Origin of the sequence: Herbaspirillum aquaticum (assembly GCF_002213425.1) — a bacterium.
GTDB lineage: Bacteria > Pseudomonadota > Gammaproteobacteria > Burkholderiales > Burkholderiaceae_D > Herbaspirillum > Herbaspirillum aquaticum.
The window spans coordinates 60,544-78,648 of sequence record NZ_NJGV01000013.1 but is presented as its reverse complement, the minus strand read 5'-3'; the positions used below and the strand labels follow the sequence as shown (position 1 = coordinate 78,648).

The following is an 18,105-nucleotide window of genomic DNA, read 5'->3' as shown; positions in this document are numbered from 1 at the left end:
CATCATTGACTTAGCTCCCACCATTCAATCACAAGGACTGGAAACACCATGCCCCATCTCGTTCTGGAATACACCGGCAATCTCGCGCTCGATGTGCAGCCCACGCTGCTCAAGCTCAACCAGGCACTGGTGGCCAGCGGCCACTTTGAAGAGAACGCCATCAAGGCGCGTGCCGTGCGCCTGGACAACTACCTGGTCGGTACCGCTGCCGAGGCCAAGCGTGCCTTCATCGCGCTGCGCCTGGCCATCCTGACCGGCCGCACGCTGGAAGAAAAGAAGTCGGTGTCGGACCTGCTGGGTGCGGCGATCCAGAAGGACCAGAGCTGGCCCAAGGATCTCCAGGTGCAGATCACCGTGGAAGTGGTCGACATGCAGCGCGAGACCTACTTCAAGGTCGCCCTGCAATAAGCCGATGGCGTGACCCTGCTGCCCTGGCAGCGGACACCCCAAAACAAAAAGCCGCGCGGTGCAAACCGGGCGGCTTTTTTTCGGGTGAAGAGCACAGCGCGATGCTGTTCTTGTGATGCCGCGCTGCCTTCTCCCCGATGCATCAGGCGTTCAGGACGCCAGTGCCGTTTCACGCAGGAACTCGCGGAACTGCACTACGTTGCCTTCCGGATCGAAGCCATCGCAGGCCCGGAAATCCGGTCCGTTCCATTCGGCCGCAGCGGGCTTCATGCCACCGCCGAGCTGCTCGGAAGACAGGCGTGTGTGGGCAAGTGAACGCACGGGGAGGAAGAGCTTCACCGGCACGTTCTCGCGCAGCACCGGTGGTGAACAAATCTCCACCTTGGCTGCCGTGGCTTGTGGAATCGCATGAATCACCAGCAGGAAATCCTCGGCCTCGATCACTACCTTCTCGGCCTGGGCCTGCTTGGGAACCACCGCCAACACCTGCGCATAAAACGCGGCGAGGCGGGCTACATCTTTGGCGAACAGGACTGCGCCTGCTTTGGGCTGGGTCGACATCTCTGCTTTCAAAAACGTTGATCGGATCAAACAAGGAACGGCAGAGTTTATTTACGACCTTGGCACTTGGCAAGCACTAATCGTCTGCCTGTGGCGACGCTGTTGTGTCGCCGTCAGGCGACGCCTTTCTGTCGCCCTTTGCATGAAATATTGCAGAGCAATATAAGAATCCGCTGACAAGCGAAAGTGGTGCTGTCCGATGTTCATTTCAGCGCGTTGAAACTAAGGTTATCCATCGCCGAGAAGAGACTAGCAAAACGTCAATTGTCAGCATGATCAGCCAAGCTGTTTGTATGTGATCGGAATAGCATCGTTTCAGCTTCGAACGCGTATAAATTGTAAGAGGATGTTCCAAAACGGTTTACTTCCGAACTTGATCTGCTACCTTGATGTCGCAGGGCAACATGATGTGCAGTGAAGAAAAAGAAAAATATTTCCACTTGCGCACCGAGATGCCACGCCGTCCTCCCCACTGCATTCCACGATGCACTGACGGCGACCAACGACAACGCCATATAACCCTCACGAGTAACGCGCCATGAACATTCGAGACCTGCACGCTCAGTACACTCCCGAACGCTCCATTTTCAAGCGGTCCACCTCAGCGCATCGTGCCTTGAGCGAAGGCACCGCCGACCGCATCGAACTCGCGCACACCGACAGCGATGCCGATGCCTGGCTGGAGCCGGCGCTGTCCGATTTCATTTCGCTGGCGTCCAGCGTCTGCGGTACGCCCATGGGCATGTTCAGCCAGCTGCATGCCGACATCGGGCTGCAGCATCCTTACCTCTCCGTCAACAACGGTCGCGGCGACGCGCGCAACCAATGGTGGCGCTTCCCTGGCCAGACCGGCGTACTGCGCAACGCGGTGGACTTCTCCTTGTGTGAAATGGCCGCCTGCACGCCCGGCCAGATCACCGAAGTCAATGACCTCAGCAGCGACCTGCGCTTTGCCACCAGCGCGCTGGCACGTGGCAATCCGGCGGTGCGCTTTTATGCGGGTGTACCGCTCGTGTCGGGCAATGGCGACACCCTGGGCACGCTGTGCGTGATGGACCGCGAACCGCGCACGCTCACCCCGGCACAACGCGACGCGTTCCAGAAACTGGCGCGCCAGCTGGAGGCGCAGATTGACAGCCATCGCGCCATGCAGAAGCTGGAGCAGCAGACCATGACTGATGCGCTGACCGGCATCGGCAACCGCCGCAGCTTCGATTCGCGCCTGCGTGAAGAGTGGACGCGCCACCTGCGTAACGCCCGTCCGCTGACCATGCTGATGGTGGATGTGGATTACTTCAAGCAATACAACGATACCTATGGCCACCCGGCCGGTGATGCGCTGCTGGTGCAATTGGCACGCGTACTGCGCTCGCCGCTGCGGGCCAGCGACTTCCTGGCGCGCTATGGTGGTGACGAATTTTCGCTGATCCTGCCGGATACCGATGAGACTGGCGCGATGCAGGTCTCCGACCGCATCAAGAAGGCGGTGGCCCGCGTGAAGTGGCCGCACACCGACATCGAGATCAGCCTGGGCGCGGCGACCGTGACGCCGTCGGAAATGTGCGACTTCAGCGCCTTGCTGCATGCGGCTGACCAGGCCATGTACCAGCGCAAGCATGGGCGTAATCCGCGTAATGCTTGAACGATGAAATGCATGAGCGTATGAGGGAATGCGCTACGGATATCGGCTCCCAGCCTTACTTGCATTCAACAGACGCCGCTGTGCTCACAGCGGCGTCTGTCATTTGAAGATGCTCACCCGGCTCCGCTGTCTGCCACCGTCGAAATCAGCGCCGCACCACAGCTGGTGCGATGGCCTTCGAAAGCCACTGCAACACCATCGACCTGGATCGTGGGATGGCCCTCGATGATGACGCAATCCTCATGCCCCTTGATCGGGCAGGTGCAAGAATCACCGACGCGGGCAACGGCTTTTCCCCTTGCCGCTACACGCGCCCCGGCACTGACGACTTTGCCGCCGTGCGTGGTCGGATCGCCGAGACGGATGACGCCTTTCATCTTGTTCTCCTTTTGACATGGATGACCTGCAGGTCAGTCCGAGTAGCCCTGCATATAGGTCGACCAGTCGAGGTCCTTCCTCAGCCCCCACCAAGGCAAGTAAGCGTAGCCCTCTCCTCGGGCGCGGAACCAGTTCTTCTCGGGGTCGAAGACGCGGGCACGATCAGGTGGCGTCACCATCACTGCCGTGGCCTTGTCAGGCTCGGTCGTGCCAGCCACCATCACCGGCCTGCCTTTGTGATGGGCCCAAGCGATGGCCAGTGCTACGTTGGTGATGGCTGTGCCCGCACGCATGGCGTGCTGGAATGAGGCTTGCCAGCCTGTTTTCCATTCATGGATGACCCTCGATAATAGTGTTGATGGTTGCTTGCAGGAGTGCTGCGCATTGGCCCCATTGATGGGCAGGATGGTGCGCAGTAGAATGCGACGGATCCGTCATATTCGATGCGATGCAGTATGCGACGGATTCGTCAGGTTTCCTAGTCGCATTCCGTTTACATCTTTTTTATCTTCCCTGTCCTTCCCATGAACAAGCCGCGCCGCCCCGAAATCTCCCTGCGCAAGTCACCACAGCAAGCCCGCTCCACCGAACTGGTCGCGGCCATCCTGCAAGCCGCTGTTCAGGTTTTGCTGCGCGAAGGGGCGACGCGTTTTACCACCGCACGCGTGGCAGAGCGGGCGGGCGTGAGCGTGGGATCGGTGTACCAGTATTTCCCCAACAAGGCGGCCATCCTGTTCCGCCTGCAGGCCGACGAATGGCAGCAGACCACCGCCATGGTGCGCGCGCTGTTGCAGGACCAGCGCAAGGCGCCGGCGCGGCGCCTGCGCGAACTGGTGCATGCCTTCCTGCGCAGCGAATTCGCCGAAGCCCAGGTGCGCATGGCCTTGGCCGATGCCGCGCCGCTCTACCGCGACGCGCGCGAGGCCCAGGAGATGCGCCATGATTGGGACGGCATCATCGCGCAGTTCATGCGCGAAGCCTTGCCGGGGGTGTCTGCGCCACGGCGCAAGCGCGCGGGGGAATTGATGATGACCACCCTCACCACAGCCGGCGAACATCTCTCGCGCGATACGCCAGCGGCCAAGGAAATCCGCGCCTACGGCGAAGCCATGGCCGACATGTTCTGTGCCTATCTGGAGAGCCTGCAGCGCTGAATTGCGCTCATCCCTTGCGCTTGCGCGGCGCCGCCGTGGAGGCGCGCTGGACCAGTTGCGGTGTGGCGGTGACCCGCATCACCGGTGAGGGACTGCGGCCCTCGATCAAGGCCAGCAACAGGTCGATGGACATGCGCGCCGCCTCTTCCGTGGGCACGGCCACGGTGGTCAGTGCCGGTCGCGAGACACGTGCCCACTGGATGTCGGTGATGCCGATCACCGAGATGTCGCGCGGCACGTTCATCCCGAGATCGGCAATGGCATTCATCGCGCCCAATGCGGGCAGGTCATTGCTGGCGAAGATGGCCGTCAGTGTCGGTTCTTCGCGCAGCAGCGTCATGGTCGCCTGGTAGCCCGCTTCAACCGTATCACCGATGTAGCGCGCACTCTGCAAGCTGTGCTTGATGCCAGCGGCGGCACAAGCCTCGACGAAGCCGCGATAGCGTTCGGCATGGATGCCGCTCTTCTTGCTGCCCACCAGCGCACCGATGTGGCGATGGCCGAGTCCCAGCAGGTGCTGCGCAGCGGTCGCCCCGGCTGCATAGAAATCCACCGCGATGCAGGGCAGCTCGGGCGGGGCGTCCGGTTTCTCCCACATGCACAGCACCACCGGGGCGCCGCGCTGCTCGGTCTTCTTCAACTCATCCATGGGCAGGTTGGCGTTCATGATGAGCACGCCGTCGGAGAGCGTTCCGGCTATCTGGTCGAGATAGGCGCGGCCGGTATCCGGATCGTCATTGGTGTTGCAGACGATCAGGAAGCGGCCCCGCTCGCGCGCCGCACGCTCGGCCGCCAGGGCGAACTCCGGATAGAACGGGTTGGCGATGCTGGAGACCACCAGCGCCAGCGTCGGCGCACGCCCTTCGGCCAGCGCACGCGCGGTCAGGTGGGGACGATAGCCGAGCTGGGCCACCGCCTCCAGCACGCGCTGGCGCGTCTGCTCGCCGACCTTGCCGCGCTGGCGCAAGACGTTGGACACAGTGGCCGAGGTGACACCGGCCAGACGGGCGACTTCGGATAAGGTGGTCATGGGTGCATGGAGTTGGAAGCCCTCGCATTCAAACCGCTTATGCCAGGCTTGTCAACGCGCACGGGCCGTTGGCATCGGCCGCCATGGGTGCGATACGCAAGGAAATCCGGAAATGATTTACGCCTTGCCCGGGCAGGCAGGGGCGCGCTAGCTGACAAAACGCTGGCAGTTTCCCGTTACAGGATTGTTGTTGCAGAGGCCATGCAAGATGGGTATGATCGACCAAAATATTTGCCAACCCAAGACGGCAACACGCTCAGAACAACGACGTGGAGACAACCCCCGATTGCACACAGGAAACTCAGGCGATCTTTTTTTTGGGTCACTTGATTAAGCGCTTAACCTGACGCCCCGCCTGCCTCGTGGCGGCCTGCCCTGCAATCCATTTCTGTTAGGAAATCGTGATGGCCAGCATCAGTTTGCGTGCAGCACAAAAAGCCTACGGCGACGCACCGCCGGTAATCCGCAATGTCGACCTCGACATTGGCGAACATGAATTCTGTGTCTTCCTGGGCCCGTCCGGCTGCGGCAAATCCACGCTCCTGCGCAGCATCGCGGGGCTGGAAGATTTGACCAGCGGCGACCTTTTCATCGGCGGCAAGCGCGTCAATGATGTGCCCTCGGCGCAGCGTTCAGTAGCGATGGTGTTCCAGAGCTATGCGCTGTTCCCGCACATGACGGTGTATGAAAACATGAGCTTCGGCCTGACCCTGGCCAAGCTGCCCAAAGCCGAGATCGAACAGAAGGTGCGCGAAGCGGCACGCATCCTGCAGCTGGAAGAACTGCTGCAGCGCAAGCCCAAGGAACTCTCCGGCGGCCAGCGCCAGCGCGTAGCCATCGGCCGCGCCATCGTCCGCCGTCCGGGCGTGTTCCTGTTCGACGAACCGCTCTCCAACCTCGACGCCACCCTGCGCAGCCAGACCCGCATCGAGATCGCCCGCCTGCATCGCCAGTTCGAACAGGCCAGCGTGGTCTACGTCACGCACGACCAGGTCGAAGCCATGACCCTGGCCGACCGCATCGTGCTGCTGCATGCCGGTGCCGACACCCAGCGCTTCGGCAGCATCGCCCAGGTCGGCGCCCCCATGGAGCTGTACCACCATCCGCGCAACCGCTTCGTGGCCGGCTTCATCGGTTCGCCGCGCATGAACTTCCTGCCCGCACAGGTGGTGAATGCGCAGGAGAACGGCATCCTCATCCGCCTGCAGCACAGCGAGGAAACCCTGCTGGTGGCGGCCAAGGGTGCGGTGCAGCCAGGCCAGCAGGTCACCCTGGGCGTACGCCCCGAACACATGGAAATCGGCAGCCAGGGCCAGTACGGCATTACCCGCGAAGTGATGCTGGTGGAACGCCTGGGCGAGCAGACCTATGTGCACCTGGACGAACCGGCCGGCCAGCCGCTGGTGGCCAAGGCACCGGGCGACGCCCACATCGCGCGCGGCGAACGCCTGCGCGTGTCAGTCGCGCCGAACTGCGCCTACCTGTTCGATCAGGACGGCGTCGCACTGGCACGCACACAAGTTCATCCGGGCCTGGCTGCCGCAGCCTGAACAGGCTCTGCGCACGCGCCCTCTTCTCTTGACGCTTCACTACCGCTAAGGAACCACGATCATGTCGTTACGACTGGGAGTCTGTTACTACCCCGAACATTGGCCCGAGGCCATGTGGGAAAGCGATGCCCAGCGCATGCAGGCGCTGGGCATCAAGCAGGTGCGCATCGGCGAATTCGCCTGGAGCCGCATCGAACCCTCGCCCGGCGACTTGCGCTGGGATTGGCTGGACCGCGCCATCGAAGTGCTGGCCAAGCACGGTCTGGAAGTGGTGATGTGCACCCCAACCGCAACGCCCCCCAAGTGGCTCATCGATCGTCACGACGACGTGCTGGCAGTGGACGCCAACGGCCGCGAACGCGCTTTCGGTTCGCGCCGCCATTATGATTTTTCCTCGGACTCCTACTACGAGGAGTCGCAGCGCATCGTGCGCCTGCTGGGCGAGCGCTACGGCCAGCATCCGGCGGTGACCGCCTGGCAGCTGGACAATGAGTACGGCTGCCACCAGACCGTGGCCAGCTATTCGCCCTCGGCCCAGCGCCGCTTCCGCCAGTGGCTGCGCCAGCGCTATGGCAGCATCGACGCGCTCAATACCGCCTGGGGCACGGTGTTCTGGAGCATGGAATACCGCAGCTTCGACGAGATCGACGCGCCGGTCGGCACCGTCACCGAGGCCCATCCCTCGCATCGCCTGGACTATCGCCGCTTTGCCTCGGACGAAGTGGTGCGCTACAACCGCATGCAAGTCGAGATCCTGCGCCCGCTCTCGCCGGGCCGGCTGATGGTGCACAACTTCATGCAGATGTTCCTGGAGTTCGATCACTATCCGGTGGCCGCCGACCTCGATGTCGCCACCTGGGACAGCTACCCGCTGGGTGCGCTGGAAGTGATGTGGTACGACGCCGAAACGAAGGCTCGCTGGCTGCGCACCGGCCATCCGGATTTCGCCAGCTTCAACCACGACCTCTATCGCGGCATGTCGGCCCAACCCTTCTGGGTGATGGAGCAGCAGCCCGGCCCGGTGAACTGGGCCCACTGGAATCCGGCCCCGCTGCCCGGCATGGTGCGCCTGTGGAGCTGGGAAGCCTTCTCGCACGGTGCCGGTTGCGTCTCCTACTTCCGCTGGCGCCAATGCCCGTTCGCGCAAGAACAGCTGCACGCGGGCCTGAACCGCCCCGATAATCGCCTCGACGTGGGCGGTACCGAAGCCGAGCGCGTGGCCCAGGAAATCATCGCGGTGGAAAAGGCCAACGGCGTGCTGGCCCAGCCGCGCGGCAAGGTGGCGCTGCTGTTCGACTACGATGCCAAGTGGCTCTTCGAGATCCACTTCCAAGGTATCGATTTCGAGTACGCGCATTTCGCCTTCGACTATTACTCGACCCTGCGTTCGCTGGGCCTCGATGTGGACATCGTCCCCCTCAACGCCGACCTGCAAGGCTACGCCATGATCGTGGTGCCGCCGCTGCCCATCGTGCCGGACGACCTGCCGGGCCGCATCGCAGACAGTGGCGCGCAGGTGGTGTTCGGCCCGCGCAGCGGGTCCAAGACCAAGTCGCTGCAGATTCCCTCGACCCTGCCCCCCGGCCCGCTGCAGCAGTTGCTGCCCATGCGCGTATGGCGCGTGGAATCGATGCGCCCCAACGTCAGCGAAACAGTACGGTTCGGTACGGAAGAAGGCCAGGCCCGCTACTGGCGCGACCTCATCGAAGCCGATGGCGACGGCCTGCAGACTATCGCCACCTTCGGTGATGGCCATCCGGCCATCGTGCAGAAGGAGCGTGCCCATTACCTGGCCGGTATCTTCGATGCCGAGCTGACCACGCGCTACTTCGAGCAAGTGGCGCGCGCCGCCGGACTGGCCCCGCAACGCCTGCCGGAAGGGCTGCGCCTGCAGCAGCGCGGCGGCCTTCAGTTCGCCTTCAACTATAGCGACGCACCGATCGCGCTGCCGCATGCCGACGGCGCGCAGTTCCTGGTCGGACAGGCGGCGCTGGAACCGCAGGGCGTGGCGATCTATCGACCGCGTACGCAAGGATAAGCAACACGCTGGCCTCACTCTGGAAGACAGCACGGCGGCTGCGGCTGCCGTGCATGAGCAGGCGACAGAACCTGCGCAGCAACGCCTTACCGTGAACCCAAAAGAACCTGGAAGATCCACGACATAGCTGTTTGAACCAAACATTCGGAGACAACAATGAAGAAAATGATGCGCATGACCGTGATCGCCGGCTGCCTGGCCGCCTCCGCCGCCTGGAGCGCCGCTGCCCTGGCCGGCACGCTGGCCGTCAACATCGCCTACAAAGGCGCCGTGCAACGCACCGTGTGGCAATCCACGGTCGATGAATTCAAGAAGGCCAACCCGGACGTCGACGTCAAGGTCTCCTTCATCGAGGAAGAAGCCTACAAGGTGCAACTGCCGGGCTGGCTCTCGACCCAGGCCCCGGACATCATCAACTGGCACAACGGCGAGCGCATGGCCTTCTACGCCAGCCGCGGCCTGCTGGAAGACCTGAGCGAGGACTGGAAGAAGAATGGCTGGGACAGCACCTATGCCTCCACCAAGGAAGCCTCGTCCTGGCAGGGCAAGCAATACTCGGCACCGACCGTGTATTACTCCTGGGGCATGTTCTATCGCAAGGACCTGTTCAAGAAGGTCGGCATCGCCGGCGAACCCAAGAGCTGGGATGAATTCCTGGAGGCCTGCAAGAAGTTGAAGGCGGCCGGCATCGCCCCCATCGCCGTGGGTGGCCGTGACGCCTGGACCCTGGCCGGCTGGTTCGATTACCTGGACCTGCGCATCAACGGCAACGCCTTCCACCAGCAGCTCATGGCCGGCGACGTCGCCTACACCGACCCGCGCGTCAAGAAGGTCTACACCGCCTGGAAGAGCCTGATCGACAACAAGTATTTCATCGACAATGCGCTGTCCTATGACCTGGATGGCGCCCAGCCCTTCCTGTTCCAGGGCAAGGCCGCCATGATGCTCATGGGCACCTTCATCGCCAAGGGCTTCCCGGCCAAGCTGGCACCGGAGATGGGTTACTTCCAGTTCCCGATCATCGATGCCAATGTGCCGACCGCCGAAGAAGGTCCGACCGAATCCATCCACATCCCGGCCAAGGCCCGCAACAAGACCGATGCGCGCCGCTTCATCGCCTTCGTTGGGACCCCGGCCATCAGCGCCAAGCTGGCCGATGGCCTGGGTTCGCTGCCGGCCAACAGCAAGTCGCCGGCCCCGGCCGATCCGATCTCGCGCATCGGCTTCGAAATCCTTTCCAATGCCAAGGGCGGCATCTCGCAGTTCTATGATCGCGACATGACCAAGGAAATGGCCGATGAAGGCATGAAGGGCATGCAGAAGTTCATCAGCGATCCGAGCAAGATCGACGACGTGCTCAACGAGCTGGAACAAAGCCGCAAGCGTATCTACAAGAAGTCCTGATCGTCGTCGTTGATGCCTGGCTGGTCCAGGCAGTCCATCCGGGCCATCCCGCCTGCCCCGTGCAGCAGCGGGATGGCCCGCAGAAAAAGAAGGAGACCCCGCCATGCTAGCGCCCACTTCCGCCGCGCAGCCGCCTGCGACCCAACCCGCTGCCACGCCAGTCTCAGGTTCGCAGCGCAGTGCCGCCCGCCGCAATCGCGCCGCCTTCTGGTTCCTGGCGCCGGCCTGCGTGATGACGCTGGTCTACGTGCTGTACCCGATTCTCTACACGATCTATCTCAGCTTCTTCAGCTGGGATGGCATGACCGATCCGAAGTACGTGGGCCTGGCCAACTACATCGAACTGTTCCACGCGCCGACCTTCTACACGGCCTTGAAGAACAACGTGCTGTGGCTGCTCATGTTCCTGCTGGCCCCGCCCATGGGGCTGGCCATTGCGCTCTACCTGAACCAGAAGGTCGCCGGCATGCGGGTGGTGAAGTCGCTGTTCTTCGCGCCCTTCGTGCTCTCGGGCGTGGTGGTCGGGCTGATCTACAGCTGGTTCTATGACCCCAGCTTCGGCCTGCTGTCGCTGATCCTTGGCCAGGGCGTGCCGGTGCTGGGCGATGCGCGCTATGCCACCTTCGGCATCATCTTCGCAGCCCTGTGGCCGCAGACGGCGTATTGCATGATCCTGTTCCTCACCGGCCTGACCGCCCTGAACCATGACCAGGTCGAAGCGGCTCGCATGGAAGGCGCCAAGGGCTGGAGCATGCTGCGCTACGTGATCCTGCCGCAGCTGCGTTCGACCACCTTCATGGCCTTCGTGGTCAGCATCATCGGCGCGCTGCGCAGCTTCGACCTGATCTCGGTGATGACCAGCGGTGGTCCTTACGAAAGCTCCACCGTGCTGGCGTATTACGCCTATGACCAGGCCATCAAGTACTACCGCCAGGGATATTCGGCGGCCGTGGCGGTAACGCTGTTTGCCATCATGCTGGTCTACATCATCTATCAACTGCGCCGCATGCTGCGCGACGAACGCTGATCGTCCGACGCTGCACGTCCATCGCCCAACGCTCAAGAGAAAAGAGAAATCGCCATGTTCCCCATGCCGATAGAAAAATGGAAGCCGATCAACCGCGCGCTCTACCGGGCTTCGCTGCCGGTGGCGCTGCTGATCTGGCTGCTGCCGATGCTGACCGCGCTGGTCACCTCGATCCGCTCCAACGATGAACTGATGGCCGGCAACTACTGGGGCTGGCCGCAGGACTTCGCCATGCTGGAGAACTACCGCGAGGCGCTGACCGCCTCGCCCATGCTGCATTACTTCTGGAACAGCTGCCTCATCACCATCCCCTCGGTGATCGGCGCCATCTCGCTGGCGGCCATGGCCGGCTTCGCGCTGTCGACTTACCAGTTCCGTGGCAACACGGTGCTCTTCGCCACCTTCGTGGCCTGCAACTTCGTGCCGCAGCAGATCCTGATGATCCCGGTGCGCGATTTGTCGCTGTCGCTGGGCCTGTTCAACACCATCACGGGGATGATGCTGTTCCATATCGCCATGCAGACAGGATTCTGCACCTTGTTCCTGCGCAATTTCATCAAGCAGCTCCCCTTCGAGATGATCGAGGCGGCGCGCATCGAAGGGGCCAGCGAGTGGACCGTGTTCTATCGCATCGTGCTGCCGCTGATCCGCCCGGCACTGGCCGCGCTGGCGGTGCTGGTATTTACTTTCGTGTGGAATGACTACTTCTGGGCGCTGGTACTGACCCAGGGCGATGACGTGGCGCCCATCACCGTGGGCGTGGCTGCGCTGCGCGGGCAATGGACCACGGCCTGGAACCTGGTCTCGGCCGGTTCCATTCTGGCAGCCCTGCCCTCGGTGATCCTGTTCTTCGTGATGCAGAAGCAGTTCGTGGCCGGACTGACCTTCGGGGCCAGCAAGGGCTGAAGCGTCCCGGCTCGCTTAATGCAGGGCTGGCACTCCCGCCCCGGCGCCTTTCGGTGATGCCGGGGGCGGGAGCTGGGGCTGGACCATGATCATGATCATTTTCATCGAACCGGCGGCGAATCACCGCCGGCCGGTATCGGCGCCTGCGCTGCATGCGCCGGCGTTTCGTACCCGACACCCATGGCCTGGTAGAGCGTGGCCGTGTCATTCATGCGGCTGGCCGTGGCGCGAATCTCGCCCAGCCTGGCGTTGAGATATTGGCGCTCGCCCGCGCGTGCCGCACTGGCCGGGTAGGCCCCCAGTTGCGCACGCCGCTGCGCATTGCGCCAGCCCTGTTCCGACGCCGTGCGCGCTGCGGCCGAGGCCTGCAAGGCATCGGCGTCCTGCGTCAATGCCACCAGGCTATCGGCCACGTTCTGGAAAGCATTCAACACGGTTTGGCGATAATGGGCTTCGGCGGCGAGATAGGCTTCCTTGGCCGCATCGCGCTTGGCGCGCAGCGCACCGCCGTGGAACAGCGGCTGCGTCAACGACGCGCCCAGCCCCCACACTGCACCGGCACCGCTGGTGGCCTTGGCCCAGGAGAAGCCGGACTGGCCGAAGGAGGCACTGATGGACAAGCTGGGAAACATCTCGGCCGTGGCCAGCGCCTGTTCGGCGGCCGCCACCTTCAGGGCCGCATCGGCGGCGAGGATGTCGGGACGTTGCTTGAGCAGTTCGGAGGGCACCGTCATCGGTACCTGCTCGGGCAGCTTGAGGCTGGCGATATCGAGATCGGGTGGCGCGGCATCCGGCGTACGTCCCATCAACACCGCCAGGGCATGGCGCGCACCCTGCCACTGCGCCTTCAAGGCCGGCAGGCTGGCGCGCAATGATTGTGCACTGGCGCGCGCGGACAAGACCTCATCATTGGAGACCGCCCCCAAGGCCAGCCGCCGCTGCAGCTCCTGCACATCGGCATCGGCCAGCGCCACCAGGCGTTCGGTATCGGCCACCTGCGCGCGCAGCGAGGCCGCATTGATGGCGCTGATGACCACATTGGCGGCCACTGCCCGGCGCGCCGCGTCGAACTGGTAGGACTGGGCATCGACTTGCGCGGCCAGCGCCGAGTTGGCGAAGCGCTCCACGCCGAACAGGTCGAAGGTATAGCTGGCGCGGATCTGGCCGGCGAAGACGTTGTAGAGATTGGTGGTCGGGCCGATGTTGGGCAGGCCCAGGGCACGCTGGCGCTGGGCCTGGCCGACCGCATCGATGGTGGGCCAGAGCGATTCATCGATCTGCGCGCGCAATTGCAGGCGCGCGCTGGCCAGGTTGCGATCCGCCTCGGCCAGCGAATGATTGCTGCGCAAGGCCTCCTCGACCCAGGCCGACAAATCCGGCGACCCATAGGCACGCCACCATTGCGGTACGGACCGCTGGCCCAGCACGAAGGTCTGGCGGGCCTCCTGCGGACCCAGTGCAGCCGGCGTGGCCTCGACGGCGTATTGGGCCGGCCGGGGCGTGGCAGGGGCTTCGCCGGTCGGGCCCAGGGCGCATCCGGAGAGCAGCAGCGCCGCGGCCAGGGCAACCGGACGCACCTGCGGGGTGAACATCAAACGAATTGCGCTCATCAGTGGCTCCCTTGCGCGGCCTGGTCGCGGTGATGGGTTTCATCCGGCTTGACCCGGTAGCACAGCGCATACAGCGCCGGCAGGTAGAACAGGGTCAGGATGGTGGCGATGGTGATGCCGCCCATCAGGGCGGTGGCCATCGGACCGAAGAAGTTGCTGCGCAACAGCGGGATCAGCGCCAGCACGGCCGCCGCAGCAGTGAGCGTGATCGGGCGGAAGCGGCGCACGGTGGCGCCGACGATCGCATCGAAACGGCCACGTCCTGCGGCGATGTCCTGCTCGATCTGGTCCACCAGGATCACCGAGTTGCGCATGATGATGCCCAGCATGGCGATGGTGCCCAGCATGGCGACGAAGCCGAAGGGCTGGCCGAACAGCAGCAGTGCGCCCACCACGCCGATCAATCCGAGCGGTGCGGTCATGACCACCATCAGGGTGCGGCCGAAACTCTGCAACTGCACCATCAGCAACAGCAGCACGGCAATGACCATCAGCGGCATCTGCGCCGAAATCGAGGATTGTGCCTTGGCGTTTTCTTCCACCGGTCCGCCGACGTCGATGCGATAGCCCACCGGCAGCTCGCCGCGCAGCGCATCGAGCTTGCGGTCGACGTCATTGGTGACGTCGATGCCCTGCACGCCAGCCTGCACATCGGCCAGCACGGTGATGGTCGGTTGGCGATCGCGCTCCCAGATCACGCCGTATTCCAGCGTGTTGTGGAACTGGCCGAGCGCGGCCAGCGGCACCGGGCCGTTGGCGGTCGGCATGGACAAGGTGGCCAGGCGCGATGGATCAACCCGCTCGCTACGCGGTGCACGCAGGTCGACTCCGATGAGTTTGTCGCGTTCACGGTATTGGGTCACCGTGAAGCCGGACAATTGCATGGCCAGGAAATTGGCGATCTGCTGGCTGCTCAAGCCCAGTTCGCCGGCACGCTTCTGGTCGATCTCGAAGGACACCGAACGCTGGGCCGGTTCATCCCAATCGAACTGTATGTTGGTGGCGCGGCTCTCCTTGCGCAATTCGGCGGCGACCTGTTCGGCGATGGCGCGCACCTTGGGAATCTGTTCGCCACTGATGCGGAACTGCACCGGGAAGCCCACCGGCGGGCCGTTCTCCAGCCGCGTCATGCGCGTGCGCGCGCCGCTGAACTGCTTGCGCAGCGGCTCCTCCAGCGCTTTGGCCAAGGCCTCGCGATCTTCCACCGACTTGGCGGTGACCACGAATTGCGCAAAGTTGGGGCTGGCCAGTTGCTGGTCCAGCGGCAGGTAGAAGCGTGGCGCACCGACCCCGACGAAGCTGACCACATGCTCGATCTGCGGACGATCCTTGAGCAGCGCTTCCATGCGCACCGCCTCGCGCTGCGTGGCTTCGAAGGAAGCGCGCTCCGGCAGGTGCAGGTCGATCAGCAATTCGGGGCGATCCGAGCTGGGGAAGAATTGCTGCGGCACCAGCGCAAACGCCGCCAGGGAAGCGATGAAGAGCACCGTGGTGGCGATCACCACGCGGCCCCGGAATGCCACGCACCAGGCCACCGAACGGCGCAGCCAGGTGTAGATGCGGGTCTGGTAGATGGGATGGTCGTGGTCTTCCTCATCGTGGCCGGCATGCGGATTGGCGGCGATCTCTTCATCGGTGAGCGCGCCCGGCTTTTCCTTGAGCATGTGATAGCCCAGCAGCGGGATGAGCACCACCGCCGCCAGCCAGGACAGCAGCAGCGCAATGGCCGAGACCTCGAAGATGGATCGCGTGTATTCCCCCGTGCCCGACTTGGCCAGGGCAATCGGCAGGAAGCCGGCCACGGTCACCAGCGTACCGGTCAGCATCGGGAAGGCCGTGCTGGTGTAGGCGAAGGCAGCGGCGCGGCGGCGGTTCCAGCCCTGCTCCAGTTTGACCGCCATCATTTCGACGGCGATGATGGCGTCATCCACCAGCAAGCCCAGCGCCAGCACCAGCGTACCCAGCGAGACCTTGTGCAGGCCGATGTCGAACATGTACATGAACAGCGACGTCACCGCCAGCACGATGGGAATCGAGATCACCACCACCATGCCGGTGCGGATACCCAGCGATACCAGGCTGACCACCAGCACGATGGCCACCGCTTCGGCTACGGCTTCCAAAAAGTCATCCACCGATTTTTCCACCGCATGCGGCATGCTGGAAACCGCCGTCAGCGTGAGGCCGGCGGGCAGGCGCTTGCGCAATTGTTCAGTGCGCTCGTCCAGCGCCTTACCCAGGCGGATCACGTCGCCGCCCGGCTGCATGGTCACGCCAATGCCCAGCACCGGCTGGCCGTTGGCGCGCATCTCCTGCTCCTGCGGTTCGTCGTAGCCGCGCGTGATGGTGGCGATGTCGCCCAGGCGGAAATTGCGGTTGTTGACGTGGATGATCTTGTCTTCCAGCGCGCGCAGGTTGTCGAACTGACCGGTGGGACGCACGTAGACGCGGTCACTGCTGGTGGTGATGAGGCCGCCCGGCACCACCGCATTCTGCCCGCCGATGGCGTCGGCCAGCTGCTGCGGGCTGATGCCCAGGCGCGTCATGCGGGTGTTGCCGATGTCGATGTAGATGCGTTCCTGGCGCTCGCCGAAGTAATCGATCTTGGCCACGCCCGGCACATGCAGCAGTTCGCCGCGCAGCTGGTCAGCATAGTCGCGCAGCTGCGCAGGCGTGAAGCCATCGCCGGCCAGGGCGTAGATGTTGGTGTAGACGTCCCCGAACTCGTCATTGAAGTAAGGGCCCCTGACGCCCTGGGGCAAGGTAGCCGCGACGTCGCCGACCTTCTTGCGTACCTGGTACCAGGTCTGCGGCACCTGTGAAGCCGGGGCCGTGTCCTTGATGGTGAAGAAGAGTTGCGACTGCCCCGCGCGCGAATAGCTGCGCAGGAAATCCACATCGGGGGTCTCCTGCAACTTGCGCGCAATGCGGTCGGTGATCTGCTCCTGCACCTGGCGCGCGGTGGCGCCGGGCCAGTCGGTCTGGATGACCATCACCTTGAAGGTGAAGGGCGGGTCTTCCGATTGCGACAGGCGCGAGTAGGAACCGATGCCCAGCAAGGTCACCAGCGCCAGGATGAAGGTCACCAGTGCCTGGTGCTGCAGGGTCCAGGCGGACAGATTGAAACGGCCGGGCGCGCTCATAGGGTGAAGTCCTCGGCATGCAAGGGCGCCACCGGCTTGACCTTCTCACCCACGGTGAGGGTATGCACACCCTGCACCACCACCTTGTCCTGTGCGCCCACGCCTTGCGAGAGCGAGATGCTGCGCTCGCCATAAGCGGCTACTGTGACCGGACGCAATTCCAGCTTGCCCTCGTTGCCCACGATCCATACCGCAGGCTTGCCACCCTGGTGGAACAGGGCAGTGGCCGGCAACATCAGCACCTGGCCCTGCGCGGTATCGGCCGGGGTGATGCGCACTTCACCGGTCATGCCCAGGCGTACGCTGGCGTCCGGCTGTTCCAGGGTGACCTTGATGCGGAAGGTGCGGCTCTGGGGATCGGCCGCCGGGCTGACTTCGCGCACGCGGCCCTTGTACGTCTTGCCGGGCAAGGCTGCCAGCGTGACCTCGGCGGCGGCACCGGGCTGCAGGCCGGCCAGTTGGCGGTCCGCGACATCAGTGACCACATCGACCGCACCCGACCAGGCCAGCGAATAGACTGGCTGGCCAGCACTCAATACATCTCCGGTATTGGCCTGCTCGGCGCTGATGACGCCATCATGCTGGGCCACCAGGGTAGTGTAGTCGCGCTGGTTGCCGGCCACCGAGGCGCGGGCCTGCGCGGCCTTGAATTGCGAGAGCGCGGCAGCGTGGGCATCCTGGCTCTGCTCCAGTTGCTGGGCGCTGATGAGCTGTTCGGCGGCTTGTGCGGTGTCGCGCTGCAGCTGCTTCTGCGCCGCCTCAAGGTGCTGGCGGGCGGAGTCCAGTTCGGCGCGGGCCGAGGCGGCATTCTGGTCGGCGTCTGAAGGATCGAGACGTGCCAGCACCTGCCCCTTGCGCACGCTGTCACCCAGATGCACGCGGCGTTCCACCAGCTGGCCGGCCACGCGGAAGGAAAGCGAAGTCACATAGCGCGACTGGACCTCGGCCGGCAGGTGCAGCGGCCGGGTGCTGCCGCGTTCCTGCGCCTGCAGCACCACCACTTCGCGCGGTGCATCGGCGACCGGCGCGGGCTTGCTGCAGGCCGAGAGCAACAGCGTGAAGGGAATCGTCAGCAGCGCCAGGCGCGCCAATGGGGCGCGGCGAGGGCCCGCGACAGATGTGGAAAGACGACCGGAACACGGACGGGAGACTGGCTTCACAGCATTCCTTTCGGGAAAGGGTGGTGTCAGGTGTCGGATCGCGGCGCGTTCCGCATCTTTACAAAATTTCAGCGATTCTAATGCAGATATGAAT

Annotated in this window: 14 protein-coding genes and 1 pseudogene; 8 read left to right on the top strand and 7 right to left on the bottom strand. The window is 63.8% G+C overall.

What is annotated here, in order from left to right; all coding sequences use genetic code 11:
* Window positions 1-48 precede the first annotated feature (48 nt).
* On the top strand, window positions 49-408 hold the full coding sequence (locus tag CEJ45_RS14600) for a 5-carboxymethyl-2-hydroxymuconate Delta-isomerase (protein WP_088755812.1): 360 nt from the start codon (window positions 49-51) through the stop codon (window positions 406-408).
* Window positions 409-558: 150 nt separating this feature from the next.
* Here CEJ45_RS14600 and CEJ45_RS14595 read toward each other — a convergent pair whose 3' ends face one another.
* Entirely contained in the window at window positions 559-969 is a 411-nt protein-coding gene (locus CEJ45_RS14595; protein ID WP_088755811.1) for a VOC family protein, read from the bottom strand.
* Window positions 970-1,522: 553 nt separating this feature from the next.
* On the opposite strand from CEJ45_RS14595, the gene CEJ45_RS14590 reads away from it, so the two are divergent.
* The gene (locus tag CEJ45_RS14590; RefSeq protein ID WP_088755902.1) at window positions 1,523-2,611 is read left to right on the top strand and encodes a GGDEF domain-containing protein; all 1,089 of its coding nucleotides are present in this window, start codon (window positions 1,523-1,525) and stop codon (window positions 2,609-2,611) included.
* A 113-nt stretch (window positions 2,612-2,724) separates the two neighbouring features.
* On the opposite strand, the gene CEJ45_RS14585 is transcribed toward CEJ45_RS14590, so the two are convergent.
* Complete coding sequence (locus tag CEJ45_RS14585; protein ID WP_088755810.1) at window positions 2,725-2,988, bottom strand: PAAR domain-containing protein; 264 nt, start codon at window positions 2,986-2,988, stop codon at window positions 2,725-2,727.
* Between the two features lie 33 nt (window positions 2,989-3,021).
* Window positions 3,022-3,282, bottom strand: a pseudogene (locus tag CEJ45_RS14580) (hypothetical protein); the annotation flags it as partial.
* Window positions 3,283-3,513: 231 nt separating this feature from the next.
* Here CEJ45_RS14580 and CEJ45_RS14575 point away from each other — a divergent pair.
* Window positions 3,514-4,143: a TetR/AcrR family transcriptional regulator gene (locus CEJ45_RS14575; protein WP_088755809.1), complete on the top strand. Its 630-nt coding sequence runs from the start codon at window positions 3,514-3,516 to the stop codon at window positions 4,141-4,143.
* Window positions 4,144-4,150: 7 nt separating this feature from the next.
* Here CEJ45_RS14575 and CEJ45_RS14570 read toward each other — a convergent pair whose 3' ends face one another.
* Window positions 4,151-5,173, bottom strand: coding sequence for a LacI family DNA-binding transcriptional regulator (locus tag CEJ45_RS14570; protein WP_088755808.1), 1,023 nt, complete (start codon window positions 5,171-5,173; stop codon window positions 4,151-4,153).
* Between the two features lie 404 nt (window positions 5,174-5,577).
* Here CEJ45_RS14570 and CEJ45_RS14565 point away from each other — a divergent pair, with 404 nt between their 5' ends.
* The 5 genes from CEJ45_RS14565 to CEJ45_RS14545 all read left to right on the top strand — a co-directional run bounded on the left by CEJ45_RS14565 (window position 5,578) and on the right by CEJ45_RS14545 (window position 12,098).
* Complete coding sequence (locus CEJ45_RS14565) at window positions 5,578-6,723, top strand: ABC transporter ATP-binding protein (RefSeq protein ID WP_088755807.1); 1,146 nt, start codon at window positions 5,578-5,580, stop codon at window positions 6,721-6,723.
* Window positions 6,724-6,784: 61 nt separating this feature from the next.
* Window positions 6,785-8,761 carry a beta-galactosidase gene (locus CEJ45_RS14560; protein ID WP_088755806.1) on the top strand — a complete coding sequence of 659 codons (1,977 nt, stop codon included), beginning with the start codon at window positions 6,785-6,787 and terminating at the stop codon, window positions 8,759-8,761.
* Between the two features lie 156 nt (window positions 8,762-8,917).
* Complete coding sequence (locus tag CEJ45_RS14555; RefSeq protein ID WP_088755805.1) at window positions 8,918-10,165, top strand: ABC transporter substrate-binding protein; 1,248 nt, start codon at window positions 8,918-8,920, stop codon at window positions 10,163-10,165.
* Window positions 10,166-10,268: 103 nt separating this feature from the next.
* A complete protein-coding gene (locus CEJ45_RS14550; protein ID WP_088755804.1) occupies window positions 10,269-11,192 on the top strand; it encodes a carbohydrate ABC transporter permease in 924 nt (307 codons plus the stop codon).
* Between the two features lie 54 nt (window positions 11,193-11,246).
* The gene (locus CEJ45_RS14545) at window positions 11,247-12,098 is read left to right on the top strand and encodes a carbohydrate ABC transporter permease (RefSeq protein ID WP_039789561.1); all 852 of its coding nucleotides are present in this window, start codon (window positions 11,247-11,249) and stop codon (window positions 12,096-12,098) included.
* 101 nt (window positions 12,099-12,199) lie between these two features.
* Here CEJ45_RS14545 and CEJ45_RS14540 read toward each other — a convergent pair whose 3' ends face one another.
* The 3 genes from CEJ45_RS14540 to CEJ45_RS14530 are packed head-to-tail and all read right to left on the bottom strand — an operon-like array spanning window position 12,200 to window position 18,011.
* Window positions 12,200-13,708, bottom strand: a complete 1,509-nt coding sequence (locus tag CEJ45_RS14540; protein WP_088755803.1) for an efflux transporter outer membrane subunit — start codon at window positions 13,706-13,708, stop codon at window positions 12,200-12,202.
* Window positions 13,708-16,851: an efflux RND transporter permease subunit gene (locus tag CEJ45_RS14535; protein WP_088755802.1), complete on the bottom strand. Its 3,144-nt coding sequence runs from the start codon at window positions 16,849-16,851 to the stop codon at window positions 13,708-13,710. The genes CEJ45_RS14540 and CEJ45_RS14535 overlap by 1 nt, the downstream gene beginning before the upstream one ends.
* On the bottom strand, window positions 16,848-18,011 hold the full coding sequence (locus CEJ45_RS14530; RefSeq protein WP_420913298.1) for an efflux RND transporter periplasmic adaptor subunit: 1,164 nt from the start codon (window positions 18,009-18,011) through the stop codon (window positions 16,848-16,850). The genes CEJ45_RS14535 and CEJ45_RS14530 overlap by 4 nt, the downstream gene beginning before the upstream one ends.
* Window positions 18,012-18,105: the final 94 nt, after the last annotated feature.